Source organism: Martinezella sp. CNPSo 3957 (assembly GCF_057784395.1).
The window spans coordinates 65,659-85,038 of the sequence record NZ_JBXSOU010000017.1 but is presented as its reverse complement, the minus strand read 5'-3'; the positions used below and the strand labels follow the sequence as shown (position 1 = coordinate 85,038).

The following is a 19,380-nucleotide window of genomic DNA, read 5'->3' as shown; positions in this document are numbered from 1 at the left end:
TCGGCCGAGGAGCTACGCTTCCCCGAACCAGCGAGATGCGGCATCGGCGGCGGCTTCAACGTCCGGCTCTGTCTCGCAGACCCAGGCAACCACGCCATCGGGCCGCACGAGCAAGGCGCCCAAGCCAAGCCTATCCTTGACGTCACTGGCGAGATAGGCGATTCGGTCACTCCAACGATCGGCCAGCGCTTCGAGCGATGGGCAGGCATCGAAATCCAGAAGCAGGCCCTTGTCCGTCTTGAGGAGATCGCCGACCCTTTTCCCATCAGCCAATTCGAAATCAGGAGCGCTGCGGCCGACAAGCGGATGGTTGCCACCGAGATCATAGCGGAGAGAAACGCCCCAGACGCGTTCAGCGAAATAGGTCGCGCCATCACGCGTGTCGATCAGATCGCGGATGATGGCTTCGAGGGCACGCGAGCTCGGGCTTGGCCGCATGAGTGCGACCTGGGCGCGTGACCAATCAAGCACCTTCGCCCCAATGGGATGCCGCTCGCTGGAATAGGTATCGAGCAGGCCGTCCGGCGCATCGCCACGGATCGTGGCGGCAAGCTTCCATCCAAGGTTCATCGCGTCGCCCAGACCAAGGTTGAGGCCCTGGCCGCCCAAGGGGGAATGGATGTGCGCGGCATCGCCGGCAAGCAGAACGCGCCCTCTGCGATAGCTGGTCGCCTGGTAGGCGCGGTCCGTCCATGTGGTGGCAAGCTTGAGCGCCGTTAGAGTGACTTCGGTGACGGAGATACGGCGCAGCACCGACTGCACATGCTCGAGCGTGATCGGCTGGGTCCGGTGGAAAGCACCGCCGTCGAAGTCGACCATCGCGATCGTCCCGGGCGGCGAAAAAGTGTACATGCCCGTCGCGGTATAATGGCGGCCGGGACGTAGCTTGTCCGGTTCCGCCATCTCGATCTCAGCGGAATAGCCGGTGAACTCGGGATCGGTGCCGACGAAATCGAAGCCGGCGGCCTTGCGAACGGTGCTGCGGCCGCCGTCGCAGCCGACAAGCCAGCGTCCGCGAAAGATCTCGCCTCCGGCGCAGACGGAGACACCTTCATCCGACTGCTCGAAGCTCTCGACGCCGAAGCCGCGCCTGATCTCGACGCCCATCGCCTCGGCGCGAGCGGCCAGGATCGTTTCGAGGCTTTCCATCTCGATCATCATGCTGGTGCCGGCCGGACTCGACAGGCGGTAGGGCCATTTCGAGGCATCGATATTGTCATGGAAGAACTGGATGCCGGCGAAATGGCCGCCCGGGCGGCGCGGCTGGTGCATCCAGTGCGCGGCAGATGAAGCGCCGCTGTCGCCCGATCCATTCTTGGCGGGCTGCGCCGCCGCGATGTCCTTCAGCAGGCCGCGACGATAAAAGGCTTCGATGGTCGGCGCCGAAAGGCCGCGCATGCCGAAGGGAAGGCGCTTCAGGGGCGAGCGCGGATCCTCGGCCTGCTCCAGCACCAATACGGAGAGACCGGCGAGACCCAGCTCACAGGCGAGAAACAAGCCGACAGGTCCGCCGCCGGCAATCGGGACATCATAAATCAAGACAGAACTCCTCAAGCGAGCGGCGCCGCAAGGGCCCCAGACATTCCGGCTTCCAGAAGCCCCAGCTGGCGCAAGTCTCGTTGGAAAATGCCCATCTCCATTCGAGCGGGCGACGGGCCGGTCACAGGAACAGTCGTAAAACCTGTGCCGATTGCATCGATTTCGTGATCGCGATACGATTTTTACACTCGGTATAAATTTACTTATGGTATAAATATCTCCATGTCAAACCGAATCAAACTCCGGGACCGCAAGAAGGAGATGACGCGTCAGGCGATCTCCAATGTCGCAACACGCCTCTTTGTCGAACATGGCTTCGACAAGGTTTCCGTCGCCGACATCGCTGACGAAGCGGAGGTCGCCAGGAAGACGGTGTTCAACTATTTTCGCCGCAAGGAGGATCTGGTTTTCGATCGCGAGGACGAGGTGCGGGAACTGGCGCGCAAGGCGATTGCCGATCGCGGCCGAGCGCCGCCGCTCCGCGCCTTCCAGGCGCTGATGCGTGAACTGCTGGAGACGCAGCATCCCCTGTTCAGGATCACGGAGCGGCCAATCGCATTCTGGCGCATGGTCGCGGAAAGCCCGGCGCTGACGGCGCATGCATGCGGACTGCAGGTGAGCCTTGCCGGCGATCTCTCGGGAATGCTGTCCGACGCCGTGGGCCGGCCCGCTTCCGATCCCGAGGCGCGGCTCGCCGGCACCATGCTGATGGCGACGCTGGTGACCGCCTATGGCGAGGCGCTTCGCGCCTTTCGCGAAAACCGAAGGCCCGAGGCAGCGCTGGCGAGCGTCCTGGACCGAGGTTTTGCCGGCGTCGACGCTGCTCTTGCCGGGACGCCGTATGTCTGACTCCGAAGCTTTCTGAATCGCAGCCTGAAAGATGAAACCCGACCGAAGGGTCGGCCGGGTTTTCGAATACGTGGTCAGTCAGACCATCGACCATCCGCGGATCGTGGCCGATGGCACCGGCATCACGCCGCGGAAACCTGCAGCTCGGCAAGATCCTGAAGCAGTGTCGGACCGTTGGGTTCCCAACCCAGCTTCTGTCGGGTCTTGGCGCTGGAGGCCGGCATGTCGTGGCCGGCAAACAGAGCGAGCCAGCCGAAATAATCCTGCGCCTCTTCCTTGGTGATCGATTTGACCGGGAGGTTCAGGCGCCGCCCGATCGTCTCCACGATATCGCGCAAGGGGACGCCTTCTTCGGCAACGGCGTGATATTTGGCATTCGGCTCGGCGCGCTCGGCCACGAGGCGGTAAAGGCGGCCGACATCGGTAAAATGCGCCGCCGGCCAGCGGCTGAGCCCATCTCCGACATAGGCGCAAACACCCTTTTCCCGGAATATCTGGATCAAGGGAGTAATAAGCCCCTGGCTGACGGGATCATGTACTTGCGGCAGCCGCACGACCGAGACATTGACGCCGATTTCGCTCGCCAATATCCCCGCTTCCTCCGTGGCGGCACGCGGATGCCTGTCGGAGCGGACGATCGGATTGTCTTCCTTGGCGGGCTCGCCCGGCACCGTGTTGGCGATCGGCGTGCCCGAGGTAATGACCAGCGGACGGGCGGAACCGGCAAGCGCCGACGCCAGCGTTGCGATGACCCGGCGGTCATCCTCGCAATTCTGGACGAATCTCGAGAAATCATGGTTGAAGGCAAGGTGGATGACGCCGTCGGATTGCGAGGCGCCGCTTTTCAGGATTTCCGCGTCCTCGATCGTGCCGTTAAGGACTTCGGCGCCGGCAGCGGCGAGCGCGACCGCCTTTTCCTTCGAGCGCGAAAGGCCGAGCACCTGGTGGCCGGCGCCGATCAACTCCCTGACGACATGCGAGCCGACATTTCCGGTCGCACCGGTAACGAATATACGCATATGCACTGTCTCCTTATTTCGTCGGAGACAAATCTCTGCCTATCGTTTATTCTGGTAAAGTAGTGACCTTATCATAGTAAAGACACTAACACGATGACCGATCTCATTGAAACCGAAAACGTGCTCGGGACCTATCTGAGGGACCGCCGCGCAAAACTCGACCCATCCGCCCTGGGATTTGCCGGCGAGCGGCGGCGCACGCCCGGGCTTCGGCGCGAGGAAGTGGCGCAGCGCGCCAATATAAGCCCGACCTGGTACACATGGCTGGAACAGGGACGCGGCGGTGCGCCCTCCGCCGACGTGCTTGACCGGATCGCCCGCGCGCTGATGCTGACGGAAGTGGAGCGCGAGCATCTATTCCTGCTCGGCCTCGGCCGCCCGCCGGAAGCGCGCTATCGCAAGAATGATGGCGTGACGCCGCGGCTGCAGCGTGTGCTCGATGCGCTGGAGCCGAGTCCTGCCCTCATCCGGACCGCTACCTGGGACGTCATCGCATGGAACCGGGCAGCACCCGTGATGCTGATCGATTACGGATCGCTGCCGCCAGAAGAACGCAACATTCTGCGCTATATCTTTCTCGATCCACGCGCCCGCGCCGTGCAATATGACTGGGAAAGCGTCGCCCGTTTCGCTCTGGGTGCATTCCGTGTCGATGCGGCACGCGCAGGCGCATCGAGTGAGATCGAGCCTTTCGTGGCGGAACTTTGCCGCATCAGCCCGGAATTCAGGGCCATGTGGCGCGAAAACGACGTTCCCGGCACCCACACTGAGGCCGTCAAACATATACGCCATCCCATCCTCGGCCCGCTGGCATTCGAGTATTCGGCCTTTTCGGTCGACGGCCGAACGGATCTCAGCATGATCGTCTACAATCCGGCAACGCCTGATGATGCCGAGCGGATCAGATCGCTGCTGCCTCAGCCGTAAGGCAAATAGCGTGACGCGCGTGTCCGCGCGCATCTATCCATTGACAGCATCGGTGAAGCCGACCTAAATATTGTCCGTCGAAAATGGCTGGCTTGGTCTCGGTAGGCCCAGGCCCTTCTCCTCGGACGGAGAAGCTCTTTTCCGCGCTCGCGCGGATACCCCGACAGTCCCTGCGCCTCGTGCGCGTCTCGGGTCTGCGCGGTGGTAGCCATTTGACGATGCTTCCTCGGCAGACCATGTTCGAAGGAGTCATACCATGTTCACTATCGATCAATCCCAGCCCATCCTTGTCTATCTCGCCGCCGGCGTCCAAGGCAGCGCAGTCATTCGCGCCGCGTTGCAGCGTGGCCTCAAGGTTCGGGCGCTTGTGCGAGACCGAAGGCGCGCTTCGGCGCTTTCAGCCCTCGGTGTCGAACTTGCCGAAGGGGATCTTCGCGATGCCGCCTCGCTTCGCGCCGCCAGCACCGGCATCAGCCATGCCGTGCTGCAGATTCCAATCGGATCACAGGGCGACATGCGTATCCAGGCCGACAATGCGGTATCGGCTTCGCTCGCCTGCGGTATGAAATCCATTGTCCTCAAGCTTGCGAGCGCCAGCCGACCAGCGCCTTGCGAGGAACCGAGCTTCGTCGCCAGCGCCATGATCGAGGATGTCGTTCGCGCGTCAGGCCTGCCCTTTGCCATAGTTCGCCCCACAATGTACCTCGACAATCTCTTGAAACCATCCGCGCGCAAGGACATCGTCGAACATGGGATCTTTGCGCCACCGATTGCCGAATCCCAGCGTATCGCCTGGACCTCGGTCGACGATTGCGCCCGCGCCGCCGTCACTCTTTTGGAACGCGGCATTACATCCGGCGACCATTGCATCGCCGGGCCGGAGAGCGTTGATGGAAACGAGCTTGTCACGCACATCGGTGCGGGGCTTGGTCGCCGGATTGTCTATCGCCAGCAGCCGCTCGACGAATTCGAGCGGGATGTCGATGCGGCGATGGGGCCAGGAACAGGGCGCCGCGTCGCCTCGAAATTCCGCTTCTTCGCGTCGCATCCGGAAGATGCGGATGGGATGCTGGCCGAGCCCTTCAAGCCGCAAGCCAGCCTTAAGGATTTCCAGCCGACAGGCATCGAGGAATGGATCCGCCAGCATCGGGCACAGTTCTTCGATACGGAACACGCGCCATCACGCCGAGGCTGATCGGCGGGGTGCGCCTTCAATCATAATAGGCCGGGGCGTGCTTGAACCGAGGCCACGCCTCGGGATCATGCCCCGTGACCACAAGGGCATCGGTCTGTTCGGCAAGCGCACGCAGCTTGCCGACGGATCGCACTGTGTCGACGGCGGACGCCATGAAACCGGGGAGCGCTCTTTCGTTCCAGTGATCGAGCGTATAGGCGGCATCGATGGCCAATAATATCGCACCCGCGTTCGGCAGCTGCACGAGAAAGGATTGGTGACCGACGCTATGGCCCGGCGTGAAGATCATCCGCAGCACGCCGTCGCCATAGAGATCGTAGCCATCGGTCGCGGCGCCCTCCAGGAAGTGCCACTTCAAGCCGGGACGGTCGAAATCCTTTCGGACATAGGCGCCGGCGGCGAACCAATCCGGCGCAAAAGCATAATGATATTCGCTACGCTGGACGATATGGGTCGCGTTCAGGAAGCGGCCGATGGCGCCGCTGTGGTCGGAATGCAGGTGGGACAGCACGACGAAGCGGATGTCTTCACCGGATATGCCGAGCTTTGCTAGCTGCGCGACGCATCCTTGCTCTTCGATCATGAAAGGCTGATAGCTGTCGACGACATCGCCCCAATAGCCGCGCGGATCGGCCAGACCTTCTGCTGCCAGCCCGCCATCGATGACGACATTGCCCTTCGGATGCGTCAGCAGAAACCAGGGAACCGGGATTTGGTAATCGGCGTCACCACCCTGGTTCATCCTGATGTCGTGGGCCTTGCATCGCTGCGTGCCCGATTGAAACATATAAAGCCTGATGTCGCACATGAACCTGACCTTTGATTTGCGATTGGGTGCGGAAACACGCGTCGTTTTCGGTGATCTAAGCCTCTGCCACTAGGCGGCATCATCCGCTTTTATTTATCGGCTGTGCCGATATATTGGCGCCCATGGATCTGTTGGTTGCGATGCGCGTCTATGTGCGGGTGGTGGAAAGGGGCAGCATGTCGGCTGCCGCCCGCGATCTTGGCATGGGCCAGCCTGCCGTCAGCGAGCGGATCGATCGGCTGGAGCAATATCTCGGAGCGCGGCTGCTGCTCAGAAATACCCGCAAGCTTTCCGTCACCGATGTCGGTGCCGCCTTCTACGAGCGCAGCAAGCAGGTGCTCGAAAGTGCCGACGATGCCCTGACGGTCGCGAATGGCGATCAGTCGCTCCGCGGTACGCTCAGGATCGCAGCACCGCATGGCGTCGGCGAGATCATACTGCCGCCGATCCTGCTGCAGATGCGCAAGCGTCATCCGCTGCTCAAAATCGAGCTGATCCTCAACGACAGGATCGTCGATCCCGTGACGGAGGGCGTCGACATCTCGCTGCGTCTCGGCGATCTTGGCGAAGGCAGCTTCATTGCCCGCCAGCTCGGCCATGTCGGCCGCGTACTCGTGGCCTCGCCCGCCTATCTCAATGAGCATGGGACGCCAACTATGCCCGGCGAGCTTGCCGACCACCCCTTCCTGCGGGTTTCCGGCCTGTTCAACAGCGGGCAGCTTCCGTTGATCAGCCCGGACGGGCGGACCGAACTTGCTGCTGTCGACATTGTGCTCAGCACCAGCCATTGGCGGCCACTGCACCGCCTGCTGCTGAATGGCGCCGGCATCGGTGTCCTCCAGGAGCCGGTCTGCGCGGAGGATCTTGCCAATGGCAACCTGATCCGCCTGTTGCCAGGATTTACCGTGCCGGGCTTCGATCTCAATGCGCTCTACCCGGCGATAAGGCCGCTTCCTCCGCGGATTCGGATGGTGCTTTCATTGTTGGAGGAGCAGCTCGGCACGGCCTCCCCGCCGAAAAGCTAGCTATTTTTTCCGATCGACGCTCTGCATCGCCACCTCAGGCGTTGTTCCCAAGGTCAGCGCCCAGAAGAGCAGCGTTGCGAGACTTATGGCGGTACCGGAGATACTGACGCCGCTCCAGCCCGCATGGGCATAGATGATCGTCGATGTCGAGGAGCCGACGGCACTGCCGATGGAGTAGAAGATCATGTAGGCGGCGGTCAGCCTGTTTTGCGCATCCGGCCTGACGCGATATATCATGCCCTGATTGGTGACGTGCACCGCCTGCAGACCGAAATCGATAACGAGGACACCGAGGATCAGCCATAGGATCGAGCGGTCCAGCATGGAAATCGGCAGCCAGGCAGCAAGCATCAGCGCGAGTGCAATACCCGTCGTGCGCTGGCCATGGCCACGGTCGGCCCAACGCCCTGCCCTAACGGCACCGAGTGCACCTGCCGCTCCGGCAAGGCCGAACAAGCCGACTTCCGTGTGGGACAGGGAGTAAGGCGGGGCGGTCAGCGGTAGCACCAGAGGAGCTAGCAGTGTGGTGATATTGGCGAAGATCAGCATGGCAATCACAGCACGGATGCGCAGCACCGGCTCCTCGACAAGCAGGGTGCCGAGCGAGCGGATAAGTCCGAAATAGGAGAGTCCGCTCCTCGGCTTCTCCTGCCGCGGCAAAGCGCGCCAAAGGAGAAGCGCAATTACCAGCGTCAGCGCGGCCGAGACAATGTAGACGGTCCGCCAGCCGGAGAGATCGGTCAGCGTGCCCGCGATGCTTCGCGCTAAAAGGATGCCGAGGACGATGCCGCTGGTGACCACGCCGACGATATGGCCGCGCTCGGCGGGATGCGCCAGGCTCGCCGCATAGGCAACAAGCGCCTGTGTGACCACGGCCAGAAAGCCGACCGCGGCCATGGAGGCGAGCAGCATCGCCGCACTTGAGGAAAAGCCGACACAGATGAGCGCGGCTACGCTCAAGAGCGACTGCACAATGATGAGCTTGCGCCGATCGACGAGATCGCCGAGCGGCACCAGCAGGATCAGGCCGAGCCCGTAGCCGAGTTGCGTCGCACCGACGATCAGGCCGGCAACCGTGCGCGACAGCTTGAGATCGTCGGCCATGACATCGAGAAGCGGATGGGCGAAATAGGCATTGGCAACGGCGACGCCGCTCGCGACGGCAAAGAGGAAAATCGTTGCGCGCGTCAGCGGCGAATTGGCCTCTTCAGAGTATTGGGCGCTCTTAAACGAACTCGCGCGCGAGGGATGAGGGCGCAGAATGTCCTTCGCGCTGCCGGCTGGCGGCGCGTCCTGATCGATCGTCATTGCAAAACTCCCGATTCTTCGGTTTAATAATGAAACCAACGATCGAGTAACATTATTGGTTTAATCATGCAACCATTTCTACTAACAAAGGACCGGAAGGGCTAAGGCGATGGTCGCGCGGAAAAGCCTGAAGGGTGATTATTGTCCGAGCGCACGGTCGCTCGACGTGATCGGCGACTGGTGGTCGCTGCTGATCGTGCGCGACGCCTTCGACGGGCTGACGCGCTTCGGGGAGTTTCAAAAGAGCCTTGGCATTGCCAAGAATATCTTGACCGAGCGACTGCGGGCGCTTGTCGCAAGCGGTATTCTGGAGCTTGTACCGACAAGCGAAGGCGGCATACGCATGGAATATCGGCTGACAGCGATGGGAAAGGATCTCTTTCCGGTGATGGTGGCGCTGCGCCAATTCGGCGAACGCCATCTCTTTGCGCCGGCGGAAGAGCATTCGCTGCTGGTGGATCGCGCCACAGGCCAGCCGGTGCAGCTTGAAATCCGGGCGCAGGACGGCAGGGCGATCGGTCCGGACGAAGCGTTCATCGTGAAGGTGCCGGAAGCGGAATAGATGAGGCGAGGGCTGCGACTAAGCGCGCTCTTTGAAACGAACTTCGCGTGCCGAAGCACAAATCCTGATCTCGTCGCCAAGAGACCATTCCGCCGCCCTTGCCGCCATAGCTGCGGGCACGCCCTGCGAGCCTGGACCGGCGGGAACATCATAGGTGGCGTGGGCATCATGCGGCAGCAGTACACCATAGCCGCGCTCAAGCGCCGCTCGCGCCGTCGCGGCAACGCACATTTCCGAGAGCATGCCGCATATCACCAGATCCTTCACGCCGAAGGCTGTGAGAATGGCGTCAAGGTCGGTGCCGTCGAAGCCGTCATCCTCCGTTTTCCTGATGACCACTTCGCCGAAAAGGGGCGGATAATAGAGTTTCCATCCCGGCTGAAACGGCTCATCCAGCGCGCCTGACGGACCATCATTTTGCAGGAAAATCACACGGGCCCATGCTGACCGCGCCTTGTGTAGCAGGGCCTCAACCGCCGACCTCAACATGACGTGGCCCGGAACTGCACTTGGGCCTTGTACGAAGGCATTCTGGACATCGACGACCAGCAGGGCATCGGCCAATGGATTGTTATCGGAAATCTCTCGCTGCTCTTCTTCCATCAATCCTTCAGATCCTGCCATGAAACAAACTCCATATGGGTGCGCACCGGGCAGCCCGGCAAGACTGCCTCAGAAAGAGGCCTTCATCACCATCTCTGCGCCAAGCACCAGCAGACAAATCAGAAACCAGCGGCGGAAAGTGGTGGGGCTGACGCGATTGCGAATGATCTGGCCGGCCCACATGCCGGTAAGTGCCGGGGCGATCGCGAGGGTAGAGAGCGCGAGATTGTCGGTGCGGAAGGCGCCGTGCCAGGCAAGCGCCGCAGCCAGTGCCACGGTAGACATGGTGAAGGAAAGGCCGAGCGCCTGAACCAGCTCCTCCTTCTCCAGTCCGAGCGACTGCAGATAGGGTACTGCCGGCACGACGAAAACACCGGTCGCTCCTGTGAGCAAGCCGGAGACCCCGCCGACGAACGGCGATAGCAGCCGCTCGAACCTTGCGGGCACATGCAGTTGACGGGCGAGCAAAGCATGGCCGGCATAGACGATGAGCGCCGCACCCAGCGCAGCGGTCGTCAGACGCGTATCGCCGGCAGCCAGCAGATATGAGCCGGCGAAGGTTCCGATGACCACGGCAAGACCCAATAGAAGGAAGCGACGGGCAAGCGTGCCAAAACTCGGACCTGACAGAAGCTGCCAGACATTCGTGACGAAGGAAGGCACGATCAGCAGGCTCGCTGCCGAGAGCGGCGAGATCAGCGCGCCCAGCACGCCCATCGCCACGGTTGGCAGCCCCATGCCGGTGACGCCCTTGACCATGCCGGCGACGAAGAAGGTCGCGAAGATCGCCGCGACGAGCCATATCGAATGATCCATCATGCCTTTTCAGTAGCAGAGACAAAGACCGGCACAATGCGGATGATGGGAAGCCAGCCTTCGGCTTTTCCGAAGGCTGAAGATGCGGTAACCTGAACTCCATGCGCTTCGATCTGACCGACCTTCGCTTGTTCCTCGCCGTCGTCGATGCCGGCAGCATCACGCATGGAGCTGCCGATGTCGGGCTTTCGCTGCCGGCCGCCAGCGAGCGGCTGCGCGACATGGAGGCGAATGGCGGCGTAAAGCTGCTGGAGCGCGGGCGACGCGGCGTGAGCCCGACGTCCGCCGGCGAGGCGCTGGCGCATCATGCCCGGCTGATCCAGCGGCAACTGACACAGATGCGCGGCGAGCTTGGCGAACATGCAAGTGGCCTGCGCGCAACCGTCCGGCTTCTCGCCAACACCGCGGCGATCGCCGAATATCTGCCGCCTCGCCTTGCCGAATGGATGGCCAGAAACCCGCGAACGGACATCGATCTCAAGGAGCGCCAGAGCATCGAGATTGCCCGAGCTGTGTCAGCCGGGCTGGCCGAGATCGGCATCCTCTCGGATGCCGTCGACACCGCGGGCCTGCTTTTGCAACCCTTCGCAGTCGACCGGTTGGTGGTGGTGATGCCTCGCGATCATGCGCTTGCGGCGGCAAAGCAGATTGCTTTTGCGGACATCCTGCATGAGCATTTTGTCGGACTTGCCGGCGGAGCACTGCAGAATCACATCGACGCGAAGGCCACCCGGCTCGGCAGTCGATTGAAAATGCGGGTACGCATGCGGACATTCGAAAGCATTTGCGAGATGGTGGGCCAAGGCATCGGCCTCGGCATCGTGCCGGAAACGGCAGCACGTCGCTGCAGCCGATCCGCAAAAATTGCGGCCCTTCGCCTCACCGACCCATGGGCAACGCGCCGGCTTTCGGTCTGCACACGCTCCCTCGAAGACCTTCCGTCACCGGCTCGCGATCTTTTCGAACATCTGGCAACGAGATGACCCCGACCTGTTGAAAAGACGCGTTGGGATCGACTAGTCTCCCGCATGGCTGTCGGGAGGAGACGGCGCAATGGGAGGTGGGTATGGAATTTCACGACGATGAGCTTCATCGCTTCGAAGCCGAAGGGGCCGCGCCCTTGCCGCAAACCGAGGTGGAAGGCCATGTCGATCATGATGGCGCGCGTATCTGGTACGCCTCCTATGGCAGCGGCGCACCGGTGATCCTCCTGCATGGCGGGCTCGGAAACAGCGGCAATTGGGGCTACCAGGTGCCGGCGCTGATCGACGCAGGCCATCAGGTTATCGTCATCGACAGCCGCGGCCATGGCCGCAGCACGCGCGACGAGCGACCATACACGTATGAGCTCATGGCCTCCGACGTTCTCGCCGTTATGGACAGGCTGAAGATCGAAAAGGCTGTCATAGCCGGATGGAGCGACGGCGCCTGCATCGGCATGGTGCTGGGAAAAACCCATCCGGAGCGTGTTGCCGGCGTCTTTTTCTTTGCCTGCAACATGGACCCGAGCGGCACGAAAGAATTCGTGGCGACGCCGATTATCGAGCGCTGCTTCGCCCGTCATACGAAGGATTACGCAGCCCTTTCCGCCACGCCGGATAGGTTCGATGCCTTCGTCGAGGCTGTAGGCCTGATGCAACGGACCGAGCCGAACTACACCATCGCCGATCTCGCCGAGATCAATGTGCCTGTTGCCATCGTGCACAGCGAGCACGATGAGTTCATAAAGCGTGAACACGCCGATTATCTCGTGCGGCATATTCCCGGGGCGGAATTGATCTTTCTGCCCGGCGTCAGCCATTTCGCACCGCTGCAGCGGCCGGCGCAGTTCAACATCGCCTTGCTCGATTTTCTTGCAGCGATTTCAGCCTGACAGCAGATTCAGTTGCGCGCATCCAATCGTTCGGATAAATGATGACCATCATCTTATTCGAACTCCCGAGACCGAATCGCCGCTGACAGGCCCTTCCGCCCCGGGGAGCAATTTGGCTCCAGGCAGGAGAATTTTATGACAGCCACTTTGTTTTCGCCTCTTTCCATCGGCCCCTATGAGCTTGCGCATCGCATCGTCATGGCGCCGCTGACCCGCATGCGGGCGAGCCAGCCCGGCAATGTACCCTCGGCTTTGAACGCCGAATATTATGCTCAGCGAGCCAGCGAGGGCGGCCTGATCATTTCCGAGGGTTCGCAGATTTCACGCGCCGGACAGGGCATGCCGGCAACGCCGGGCATCCACACGGCCGAACAGATCGCCGGCTGGAAGGCGGTGACGGATGCGGTTCATTGCAAGGGCGGCAAGATCTTCCTGCAGCTTTGGCATGTCGGTCGCATCTCCCATTCCTCGCACCAGCCCGATGGCGCTCTGCCGATTGCTCCTTCGGCCATCGCCGCCCAGGGACAAGCCTTCACGGCCTCCTTCGAGCGCGTGCCCTTCGAGACGCCGCAGGCGATCGATATCGACCTGATGCCGCTTTTGATCGACGTCTATGCTCAAGCCGCTGCCAATGCCAAGCAAGCCGGCTTCGACGGCGTCGAGATCCACGGCGCCAACGGCTATCTGATCGAACAGTTCCTGCAGGCCCGCACGAACCAGCGCACCGACCAATATGGCGGCTCGATCGAGAACCGCACGCGGCTGCTGCTCGAGGTAGTCGAGGCGGTTTCCGAAGTCTGGGGGTCGGATCGCGTCGGTGTCCGTCTCTCGCCCTTCGGCATCGCCAATGACAGCGGCGAGGACGATCCTTTGCGCCTCTATGGCCATGTCATTCGCGAGCTGGACCGCCTCAACCTCGCCTATCTGCATCTGATCGAGCCGCGCGCCAGCGGTGCCGGCCAGGCCGAGGTCGACCACAAGAACGTGCCGTCGGCTGCGGAACTCTTTCGGCCGGCCTGGTCCGGCACGTTGATCGCCGCGGGCAATTTCCGGCCTGATACGGCTGAAGCCGCACTTGCCGCGGGCCATGCCGATGCCATCGCCTTCGGTCGCCTGTTTATCGCCAATCCCGATCTGCCGGAGCGCATTCGTCTCGGTGCTCCCCTTAATCCCTATCATCGCCCAACCTTCTATGGCGGCGGTGCCGAGGGTTACACCGACTATCCGACGCTGAACGCCAGGGAGGCCGCCGAATGAGCACGCCAAGCGCAATTATTGTCGGAGTGGGTGCCGAGCAGGGTCTGGGTGCGGCGCTCTGCCGGCTTCTCGCGGACAAGGGCTATCATGTCGTCATTGCCGGCCGGACCGCAGCGAAGATCGATCAGGTGGCCGCTGCCATCCAGGCAGCCGGCGGCAGTGCCGAGGCGATCGAAACGGATGCGACGGATGAAGCTGCGGTCATCCGGCTATTCGAGCACGCCTTTACCGCTCGGGACGACATCGCTCAGCCTGATCTGGTCGTCTTCAACGCTGGTATCAATCGCCAGATCGGCTTCCGCGATCTGACGGCCGCCCAATTCGAAGAATTCTGGCGCATCTGCTGCTTCGGCGGTTTCCTCGTCGGGCGCGAGGCGGCGCGGCATCTGGCGCCGCTCGGCCGTGGCACCGTGATCTTCACTGGCGCGTCCGCGAGCCTGCGCGGCAAGGCCGGCTTTGCGCAATTCGCCGCCGCCAAGGCCGGCCTTCGAATGATCAGCCAAAGCATGGCGCGTGAATTCGGTCCTCTCGGCCTTCATGTCGCCCACACCATCATCGATGGCGGCATCGACGGAGAGCGGCTGCGCTCGCGTCGGCCGGATGTGGATGCCGATGGGCTGTTGAATATCGACGCCATCGCCGAGAGCTACTGGCATATCCATCGTCAGCATCCTTCGGCCTGGACGCAGGAGCTCGATCTGCGTCCCTACAAGGAAAATTTCTGACGCTCGAAATTTCGTGCGCTCCATGGCGTAGCTCTAGCAATTCCGCGACAAAGCCTTGGCGATTGCGAGAAACTTCGGATCTTCTAGCCCATTACGATGCCGGATCTCGGCTTCGTTTTCGGTGTCAGACGTGTCGCTTGGAATCGTGAAGGACCATGCCGACGGATGTTTCCGGCGGCGGCGAAAAATGTTTGCCAGTCGACCCAGCAAACCTTGCCGGCCGGCTCCGCCCTTGTCCTCCGGTGAAGGCGGCTCGACTGCATCCGGATTGCGCGGATCGCCCCATCGATCATCATAGAGATCCTTGAAGAGATAATTGGTCAGCATTGGTTTCTCCTCGATATTGAATCGATTCAGTAATTGCTCGGGCCTCTTTTGTTGAATCGGTTCAATGATACGCCTTAAAACTCCGCCGTCAAGAAGAATTGAACCGATACAACTTCGTTGCTAGTATCTGCCGGAAACATAAGGAGCATTTCATTGGCCAAGGGCACCATCAGGCTCGCGGATGTCGCCAAGGCGGCGGGCGTATCGCAGGGGACCGCCTCTAATGTTTTCAACCGGCCCGAAGTGGTGCGCGAGGAAGTGCGTGAGCATGTGCTCGAGACAGCCAAGCGGCTCGGCTATGCCGGGCCGAGCCTGACGGGCCGGCTGCTGCGGGCGGGAAAGGTCAATGCGATCGGCGTCGCCGCGGTCGAGCCGATTGCCTATTTCTTCAATGACCCATGGGCCAGGGCTCTCCTGGCCGCGGTTTCCCGCGTGTGCGATGCCAGCGGCACCGGCTTGGCTTTGGTCTCGGCTAAGGACCGGCAGACGGTGGACTGGAACATCAAGAGCGCATTGGTGGATGGCTTCATCCTGCTCTGCGTGGAAGGGGGCGAGAAACTGGTTCAGTTGACGCGCGAGCGGCAATTGCCCTTCATCGCTCTCGCCTTGAATGACGAGGACCCCTCGATCCCTGCGATCAGCGTCGACAACGTGGGAGGCGCGGCCGTTGCGGCGCGGCATCTGGCGGAATTGGGCCACAGGCGTTTCGGCGTGCTCGCAACGGAACTTTCGGACGACAATGTGGGGCCGGTCGGAATTGCAGAGATCGAACGCGGGATCTATTCCACCTCCCGCAATCGCGCACTCGGTTATTGGCAGGCGCTCGAAGCATTCGGGATTGGCCGCGAGGACGTGCCGATCTATGAGACGCTCAACGACAAGCCAAGCGTTGAAGCCGGGCTGAACTACCTGTTTTCCCTGCCCGACCCGCCGACGGCGATCCTCGCCATGTCAGACAACATCGCGCTTCTGGCGATCAACTGGTTGCGGGCGCGAGGTCTCGCAGTGCCGCAGGACGTCTCCGTCATCGGCTTCGACGGCGTGCCGGAAGGCGGAATGGTGGAGCCCGGCCTGACGACCATGGCTCAGCCCTTTGCCGAGATCGCCGAACGCGCGGTGCAGGCCGTTCTTCACGATGCCGTACCGGCTGAGCGCGAGATGATCGGCGTCACGCTGATCGTGCGCGGCAGCACGGCGGCGCCGCGACCTGACCGGATCTAGCTCGCCTGCTGCGCGCCATCCACATTTGCCGCCCGCATCTCGATAAGCTGCCGGGCGGCTGCGGCTGCGGCGTCCTTGTCGCTTGCCACCTGTACGGTCGGGAAGGCGAACTGGATGCCGTTTTCGTCGAAGGACTGCTTGATCAAGGCCAGCGCGCTGCGGCGGATGACGGAGAGCTCGTCGGGCTTGGCGGTGATCGCCAGTCTGATCTCGATCGCGAAATCACCGAACTGCTCGACGCCCTTCATCTTCAGCGTCTGAATGATACTTGGCTTCAGATCCTCGTCTTCAAGCAGGCGCTGGCCGATATCCTTAACGATGCGCTTCAGCTTGACGAGATCGGTATCGTAGGTGACCTTGACGATGATCTTGTCGATCGCCCAATCGCGGTTCATGTTGTTGACCGCACCGAGCGAACCGAAGGGGATCGTCGCCAACGGGCCGCGCTGGTGGCGCAGCTTGACCGAGCGCAGGCTGAAGGATTCGACTACGCCCTTGTAATGACCGCTTTCGATATATTCGCCGATGCGGAAGGCGTCGTCCCAGAGGTAGAAGACACCGCTGATGACGTCCTTGACGATGGTCTGCGCACCGAAGCCGACAGCGACGCCGACGACGCCGGCGCCGGCGATCAGCGGGCCGATCTGAACGCCGAGGCCCGACAGCACCATCATGACGGCGATGATGCCGATGACGACGGCAAGAATGTTGCGGAAGATCGGCAGCAGCGTTTGCAGCCGGGCGCGGCTTGCCCTTATCTCGTCGGATTCGCCGGCGGCGGGCAGAGCTTCCATTACCTTGCCGTCGATATAGGTTTTTGCGAGCTGCCAGACGAGATCGGCGACCAGCAGGATGACGATGCCACCGAGAATGCCGCGAGCGATGCGGCCAACGACCGATTCGCTGCCGCTCATCATCGCATGCGCCTCGACTCCAAGCATCTTGCCGAGCCACAAAGCCGCGAAAGTGATAATCAGCGCGCGCACGCCGCGGTCGAGCAGCACGGCCGCGATCTTGCCGGCACCAAAAATGCCGTCGGCCGCATCATGCAGAGCGTCGATTGCCTTTGTCGATACCGAGAGGACGCGCGGCAGCAATATCGCATAGATGCCGATCCATAGAAGACCGTCGAAACCGGCTACCCAGAGGCACCAGAGCGCCACGAAGAAAATCGTCAACAGCCAGGAAACCGTCTTCGCCCCACGCTTTTCCGGCGGGAGTGGCCTCGACCACACGGCAGCCGTGGCGATCAGGAACAAACCGATGCCGAGCGTGTAGCCGATGAGGTCGCGCGCGCCGGCAGAAAAGTCCAGCGACGTGACGGCCTGTATGACCGCCCAGCCGCAGGCGAAATAAATGGCAAACAGCGTGCATCGCCGATACCAGTAATAGGCCACGCGCCGCCGTTCGGCGATGCGGGCGACACCGCCGTCCTCATCCAGAACGTCATTGGCGCGACGCATCGCGATCAATTCCATGACAAGCTTGCCGATGGAGATCGCGAGCCGGATCGATACCATCGCGATGACGCAGGCGATGGCGAAGTTTTCGATGACCGGCGGCCAGTCGAAGGCAAGAAGCGGAACAAGCGTCACCAGACCATGGATGATGGCGGGCACGACGCCGCCCAGAAACTGGAAGCGCGCTGCCTGCAGTTCCGTCTCGGTACCGGCAGCCCTCTCGGTGCGCTGCATATGCCTGGTGTTGATGAAACGGGCAACGGCGAGTTCGGCCACCAATCCGAGGAAGAACAGAAGGACAATCTGAACGATGATGCGCACGAGGCCGACCGACTTGCCCTCCCCCTCCAGCTTTTCCGATGCGGTCATGACCTCGTAGGGCAAAGTCATCGCAGCGCCAGAGACCAGCTCGAGGTGATGCCGCGTGTGGCCGAGCATGCCTGACAGAACCGACATCTGATTGCCGTCGGCCGGAGCCGGATCGCTGGCGGGTGCGGGTTTATCGCTGGCGGACGCAGGCTGAGTGTTGAGCTGCGTGGTAAGCCACTGCCTGACATCGGGCTCGTTCAGCAGCTGCATCAGCTCGCGAACCTTGTCGGGCGGCGGCGTTACCGATTGCGTTACGGCCGCATTCTGCGCGAAGACCGCCATGGGCACAGCCAGTGCGAAAAGACAAAAAAGCAGGCCTCCGATCGTCCACCTGCCGCCCCTGACATTCTTCATCTGCGCTGCCCTTCTTGCCATCGGACCATCCGGCCCGCTCCTGCAGACTATACGCGTTTTTGACACGGGCAAGCAGGCACTTACGGCTCCCAATCCCGATCATGTCGCCATTGCCCCGCAACGGCTGTCGCGCTAGGTTCTGCTGCAATACCGTTCGGTACTCGGGGATGCGCGTGTTCAATTTCCTGAAAAGGCTCTTCGGCAGAGGCGAGCGCGCAGACGTGCGCACCGGCCGAGCCTTCCCAATGCAGGAGTCAGAGAACACAGCGGCTGCCAAAACTCTCGATCTCAACATTCCCGACGAAGCCTTGCAGGATGAAGCGGCCTTCGCCGCCTATCTGCAGGAACGCCTGCCGTTCTTCGGTGACCTGATCCGCGTCGACTACGATCCTGCGGCCGGCAGCCTGACGCTGCACAGCCGCAACGGTGATACGATGACAAAATTCCTGAGCAATGCGCTGCTGGCGCTGCGGGAAAAGCGTGGGCCGGCGCGCGCGCAGGCGCTCCTCAACTATCTCAACATGACGGAGGCCATGGTCGACAGCGGCGAGCTCGCCAAGGTCCTGCCGGTCCTGAAAGCGCGCGATTTCGTCGAGGTTGCGCGGCAGCAGATGATGCAGGCCGTCAAGGACGAGCCCAATCCGCCGCAATTTGTCTACCTCGAAGAAGCAGAAAACCTGATCAAGCTCTTCGTCGTCAACGGCGAGACGACGGTCAACTATGTGATGGCCGAAGCACTCGACGATTGGGGCATCGATGTCCGGGAACTCGCCGAAATGGCACAGGCCAACCTGCAGAAGTTCCTTGCCAAGACCGGCGTCCAGATCGCCAAACGCAGCCGGTTCCAATATGTCGAGGTGGACGGCCAGTTCGAATCCAGCATCGCCTTTCTGCCGAATTTCTGGGCGCAGGTGCAGGAGCAATCCGGCGGCGCGGCGCCGATCGCCGCCTTCCTGTCGCGCGACAAGGTGTTCTTCACGCATGAGAACGACATTGAAGGCCTACAGCTTCTGGAGCTGATCAGCGCCGATCTCAGCGACGTGCCCTACGTTATTTCGCCGGATCAATATCGCTGGGAAAATGGCCGTTGGACGCTATTTCGCCGCGTCACCCGGATAGAAGCGGCCATTCGCCACTAGACGT

Annotated in this window: 19 protein-coding genes; 11 read left to right on the top strand and 8 right to left on the bottom strand. The window is 61.8% G+C overall.

Annotated features, from left to right (window positions below):
• Positions 1-12: 12 nt before the first annotated feature.
• Positions 13-1,539 carry an FAD-dependent monooxygenase gene (locus AC13QE_RS27945; RefSeq protein ID WP_488486159.1) on the bottom strand — a complete coding sequence of 509 codons (1,527 nt, stop codon included), beginning with the start codon at positions 1,537-1,539 and terminating at the stop codon, positions 13-15.
• Between the two features lie 222 nt (positions 1,540-1,761).
• Between AC13QE_RS27945 and AC13QE_RS27940 the strand changes: the two genes are divergently transcribed.
• Positions 1,762-2,388: a TetR/AcrR family transcriptional regulator gene (locus tag AC13QE_RS27940; protein WP_132721075.1), complete on the top strand. Its 627-nt coding sequence runs from the start codon at positions 1,762-1,764 to the stop codon at positions 2,386-2,388.
• A gap of 122 nt (positions 2,389-2,510) precedes the next feature.
• Here the strand turns inward: AC13QE_RS27940 and AC13QE_RS27935 are convergent, their stop codons facing one another.
• Positions 2,511-3,407 carry an SDR family oxidoreductase gene (locus AC13QE_RS27935; protein WP_488486158.1) on the bottom strand — a complete coding sequence of 299 codons (897 nt, stop codon included), beginning with the start codon at positions 3,405-3,407 and terminating at the stop codon, positions 2,511-2,513.
• Between the two features lie 93 nt (positions 3,408-3,500).
• On the opposite strand from AC13QE_RS27935, the gene AC13QE_RS27930 reads away from it, so the two are divergent.
• Together AC13QE_RS27930 and AC13QE_RS27925 are read left to right on the top strand one after the other, a co-directional pair.
• The gene (locus AC13QE_RS27930) at positions 3,501-4,334 is read left to right on the top strand and encodes a helix-turn-helix transcriptional regulator (RefSeq protein WP_488486157.1); all 834 of its coding nucleotides are present in this window, start codon (positions 3,501-3,503) and stop codon (positions 4,332-4,334) included.
• A 256-nt stretch (positions 4,335-4,590) separates the two neighbouring features.
• A complete protein-coding gene (locus AC13QE_RS27925; RefSeq protein ID WP_488486156.1) occupies positions 4,591-5,529 on the top strand; it encodes an SDR family oxidoreductase in 939 nt (312 codons plus the stop codon).
• A 16-nt stretch (positions 5,530-5,545) separates the two neighbouring features.
• On the opposite strand, the gene attM is transcribed toward AC13QE_RS27925, so the two are convergent.
• Positions 5,546-6,337, bottom strand: coding sequence for an AttM family quorum-quenching N-acyl homoserine lactonase (gene attM / locus AC13QE_RS27920; protein WP_488486155.1), 792 nt, complete (start codon positions 6,335-6,337; stop codon positions 5,546-5,548).
• A gap of 122 nt (positions 6,338-6,459) precedes the next feature.
• Between attM and AC13QE_RS27915 the strand changes: the two genes are divergently transcribed.
• Positions 6,460-7,362, top strand: coding sequence for a LysR family transcriptional regulator (locus AC13QE_RS27915; protein WP_488486154.1), 903 nt, complete (start codon positions 6,460-6,462; stop codon positions 7,360-7,362).
• On the opposite strand, the gene AC13QE_RS27910 is transcribed toward AC13QE_RS27915, so the two are convergent.
• Positions 7,363-8,670 (bottom strand): MFS transporter, encoded by a 1,308-nt coding sequence (locus AC13QE_RS27910; RefSeq protein WP_488486153.1) that lies wholly within the window; start codon positions 8,668-8,670, stop codon positions 7,363-7,365. It lies immediately after the preceding gene.
• A gap of 109 nt (positions 8,671-8,779) precedes the next feature.
• Here AC13QE_RS27910 and AC13QE_RS27905 point away from each other — a divergent pair, with 109 nt between their 5' ends.
• Positions 8,780-9,232: a winged helix-turn-helix transcriptional regulator gene (locus AC13QE_RS27905; RefSeq protein ID WP_488486152.1), complete on the top strand. Its 453-nt coding sequence runs from the start codon at positions 8,780-8,782 to the stop codon at positions 9,230-9,232.
• A gap of 18 nt (positions 9,233-9,250) precedes the next feature.
• On the opposite strand, the gene AC13QE_RS27900 is transcribed toward AC13QE_RS27905, so the two are convergent.
• Both AC13QE_RS27900 and AC13QE_RS27895 read right to left on the bottom strand, forming a co-directional pair.
• Positions 9,251-9,856 carry an isochorismatase family protein gene (locus AC13QE_RS27900; protein ID WP_488486151.1) on the bottom strand — a complete coding sequence of 202 codons (606 nt, stop codon included), beginning with the start codon at positions 9,854-9,856 and terminating at the stop codon, positions 9,251-9,253.
• A 48-nt stretch (positions 9,857-9,904) separates the two neighbouring features.
• Positions 9,905-10,654 (bottom strand): sulfite exporter TauE/SafE family protein, encoded by a 750-nt coding sequence (locus AC13QE_RS27895; RefSeq protein ID WP_488486150.1) that lies wholly within the window; start codon positions 10,652-10,654, stop codon positions 9,905-9,907.
• A 98-nt stretch (positions 10,655-10,752) separates the two neighbouring features.
• On the opposite strand from AC13QE_RS27895, the gene AC13QE_RS27890 reads away from it, so the two are divergent.
• The 4 genes from AC13QE_RS27890 (at position 10,753) to AC13QE_RS27875 (ending at position 14,506) form a co-directional block, all read left to right on the top strand.
• Entirely contained in the window at positions 10,753-11,634 is an 882-nt protein-coding gene (locus tag AC13QE_RS27890; RefSeq protein ID WP_488486149.1) for a LysR family transcriptional regulator, read from the top strand.
• Positions 11,635-11,717: 83 nt separating this feature from the next.
• A complete protein-coding gene (locus AC13QE_RS27885; RefSeq protein ID WP_488486148.1) occupies positions 11,718-12,524 on the top strand; it encodes an alpha/beta fold hydrolase in 807 nt (268 codons plus the stop codon).
• Between the two features lie 135 nt (positions 12,525-12,659).
• Positions 12,660-13,781 (top strand): alkene reductase, encoded by a 1,122-nt coding sequence (locus AC13QE_RS27880; protein WP_488486147.1) that lies wholly within the window; start codon positions 12,660-12,662, stop codon positions 13,779-13,781.
• Positions 13,778-14,506: an SDR family NAD(P)-dependent oxidoreductase gene (locus AC13QE_RS27875; protein ID WP_132721064.1), complete on the top strand. Its 729-nt coding sequence runs from the start codon at positions 13,778-13,780 to the stop codon at positions 14,504-14,506. The genes AC13QE_RS27880 and AC13QE_RS27875 overlap by 4 nt, the downstream gene beginning before the upstream one ends.
• 33 nt (positions 14,507-14,539) lie before the next feature.
• On the opposite strand, the gene AC13QE_RS27870 is transcribed toward AC13QE_RS27875, so the two are convergent.
• Positions 14,540-14,833 carry a hypothetical protein gene (locus AC13QE_RS27870; RefSeq protein ID WP_488486146.1) on the bottom strand — a complete coding sequence of 98 codons (294 nt, stop codon included), beginning with the start codon at positions 14,831-14,833 and terminating at the stop codon, positions 14,540-14,542.
• Between the two features lie 153 nt (positions 14,834-14,986).
• Here AC13QE_RS27870 and AC13QE_RS27865 point away from each other — a divergent pair, with 153 nt between their 5' ends.
• Complete coding sequence (locus AC13QE_RS27865) at positions 14,987-16,054, top strand: LacI family DNA-binding transcriptional regulator (RefSeq protein ID WP_488486145.1); 1,068 nt, start codon at positions 14,987-14,989, stop codon at positions 16,052-16,054.
• Here the strand turns inward: AC13QE_RS27865 and AC13QE_RS27860 are convergent.
• Entirely contained in the window at positions 16,051-18,258 is a 2,208-nt protein-coding gene (locus AC13QE_RS27860) for a mechanosensitive ion channel family protein (protein ID WP_488486144.1), read from the bottom strand. The genes AC13QE_RS27865 and AC13QE_RS27860 overlap by 4 nt on opposite strands.
• Positions 18,259-18,482: 224 nt before the next feature.
• Between AC13QE_RS27860 and AC13QE_RS27855 the strand changes: the two genes are divergently transcribed.
• Positions 18,483-19,376 carry a DUF1444 domain-containing protein gene (locus AC13QE_RS27855; protein ID WP_488486143.1) on the top strand — a complete coding sequence of 298 codons (894 nt, stop codon included), beginning with the start codon at positions 18,483-18,485 and terminating at the stop codon, positions 19,374-19,376.
• Positions 19,377-19,380 lie beyond the last annotated feature (4 nt).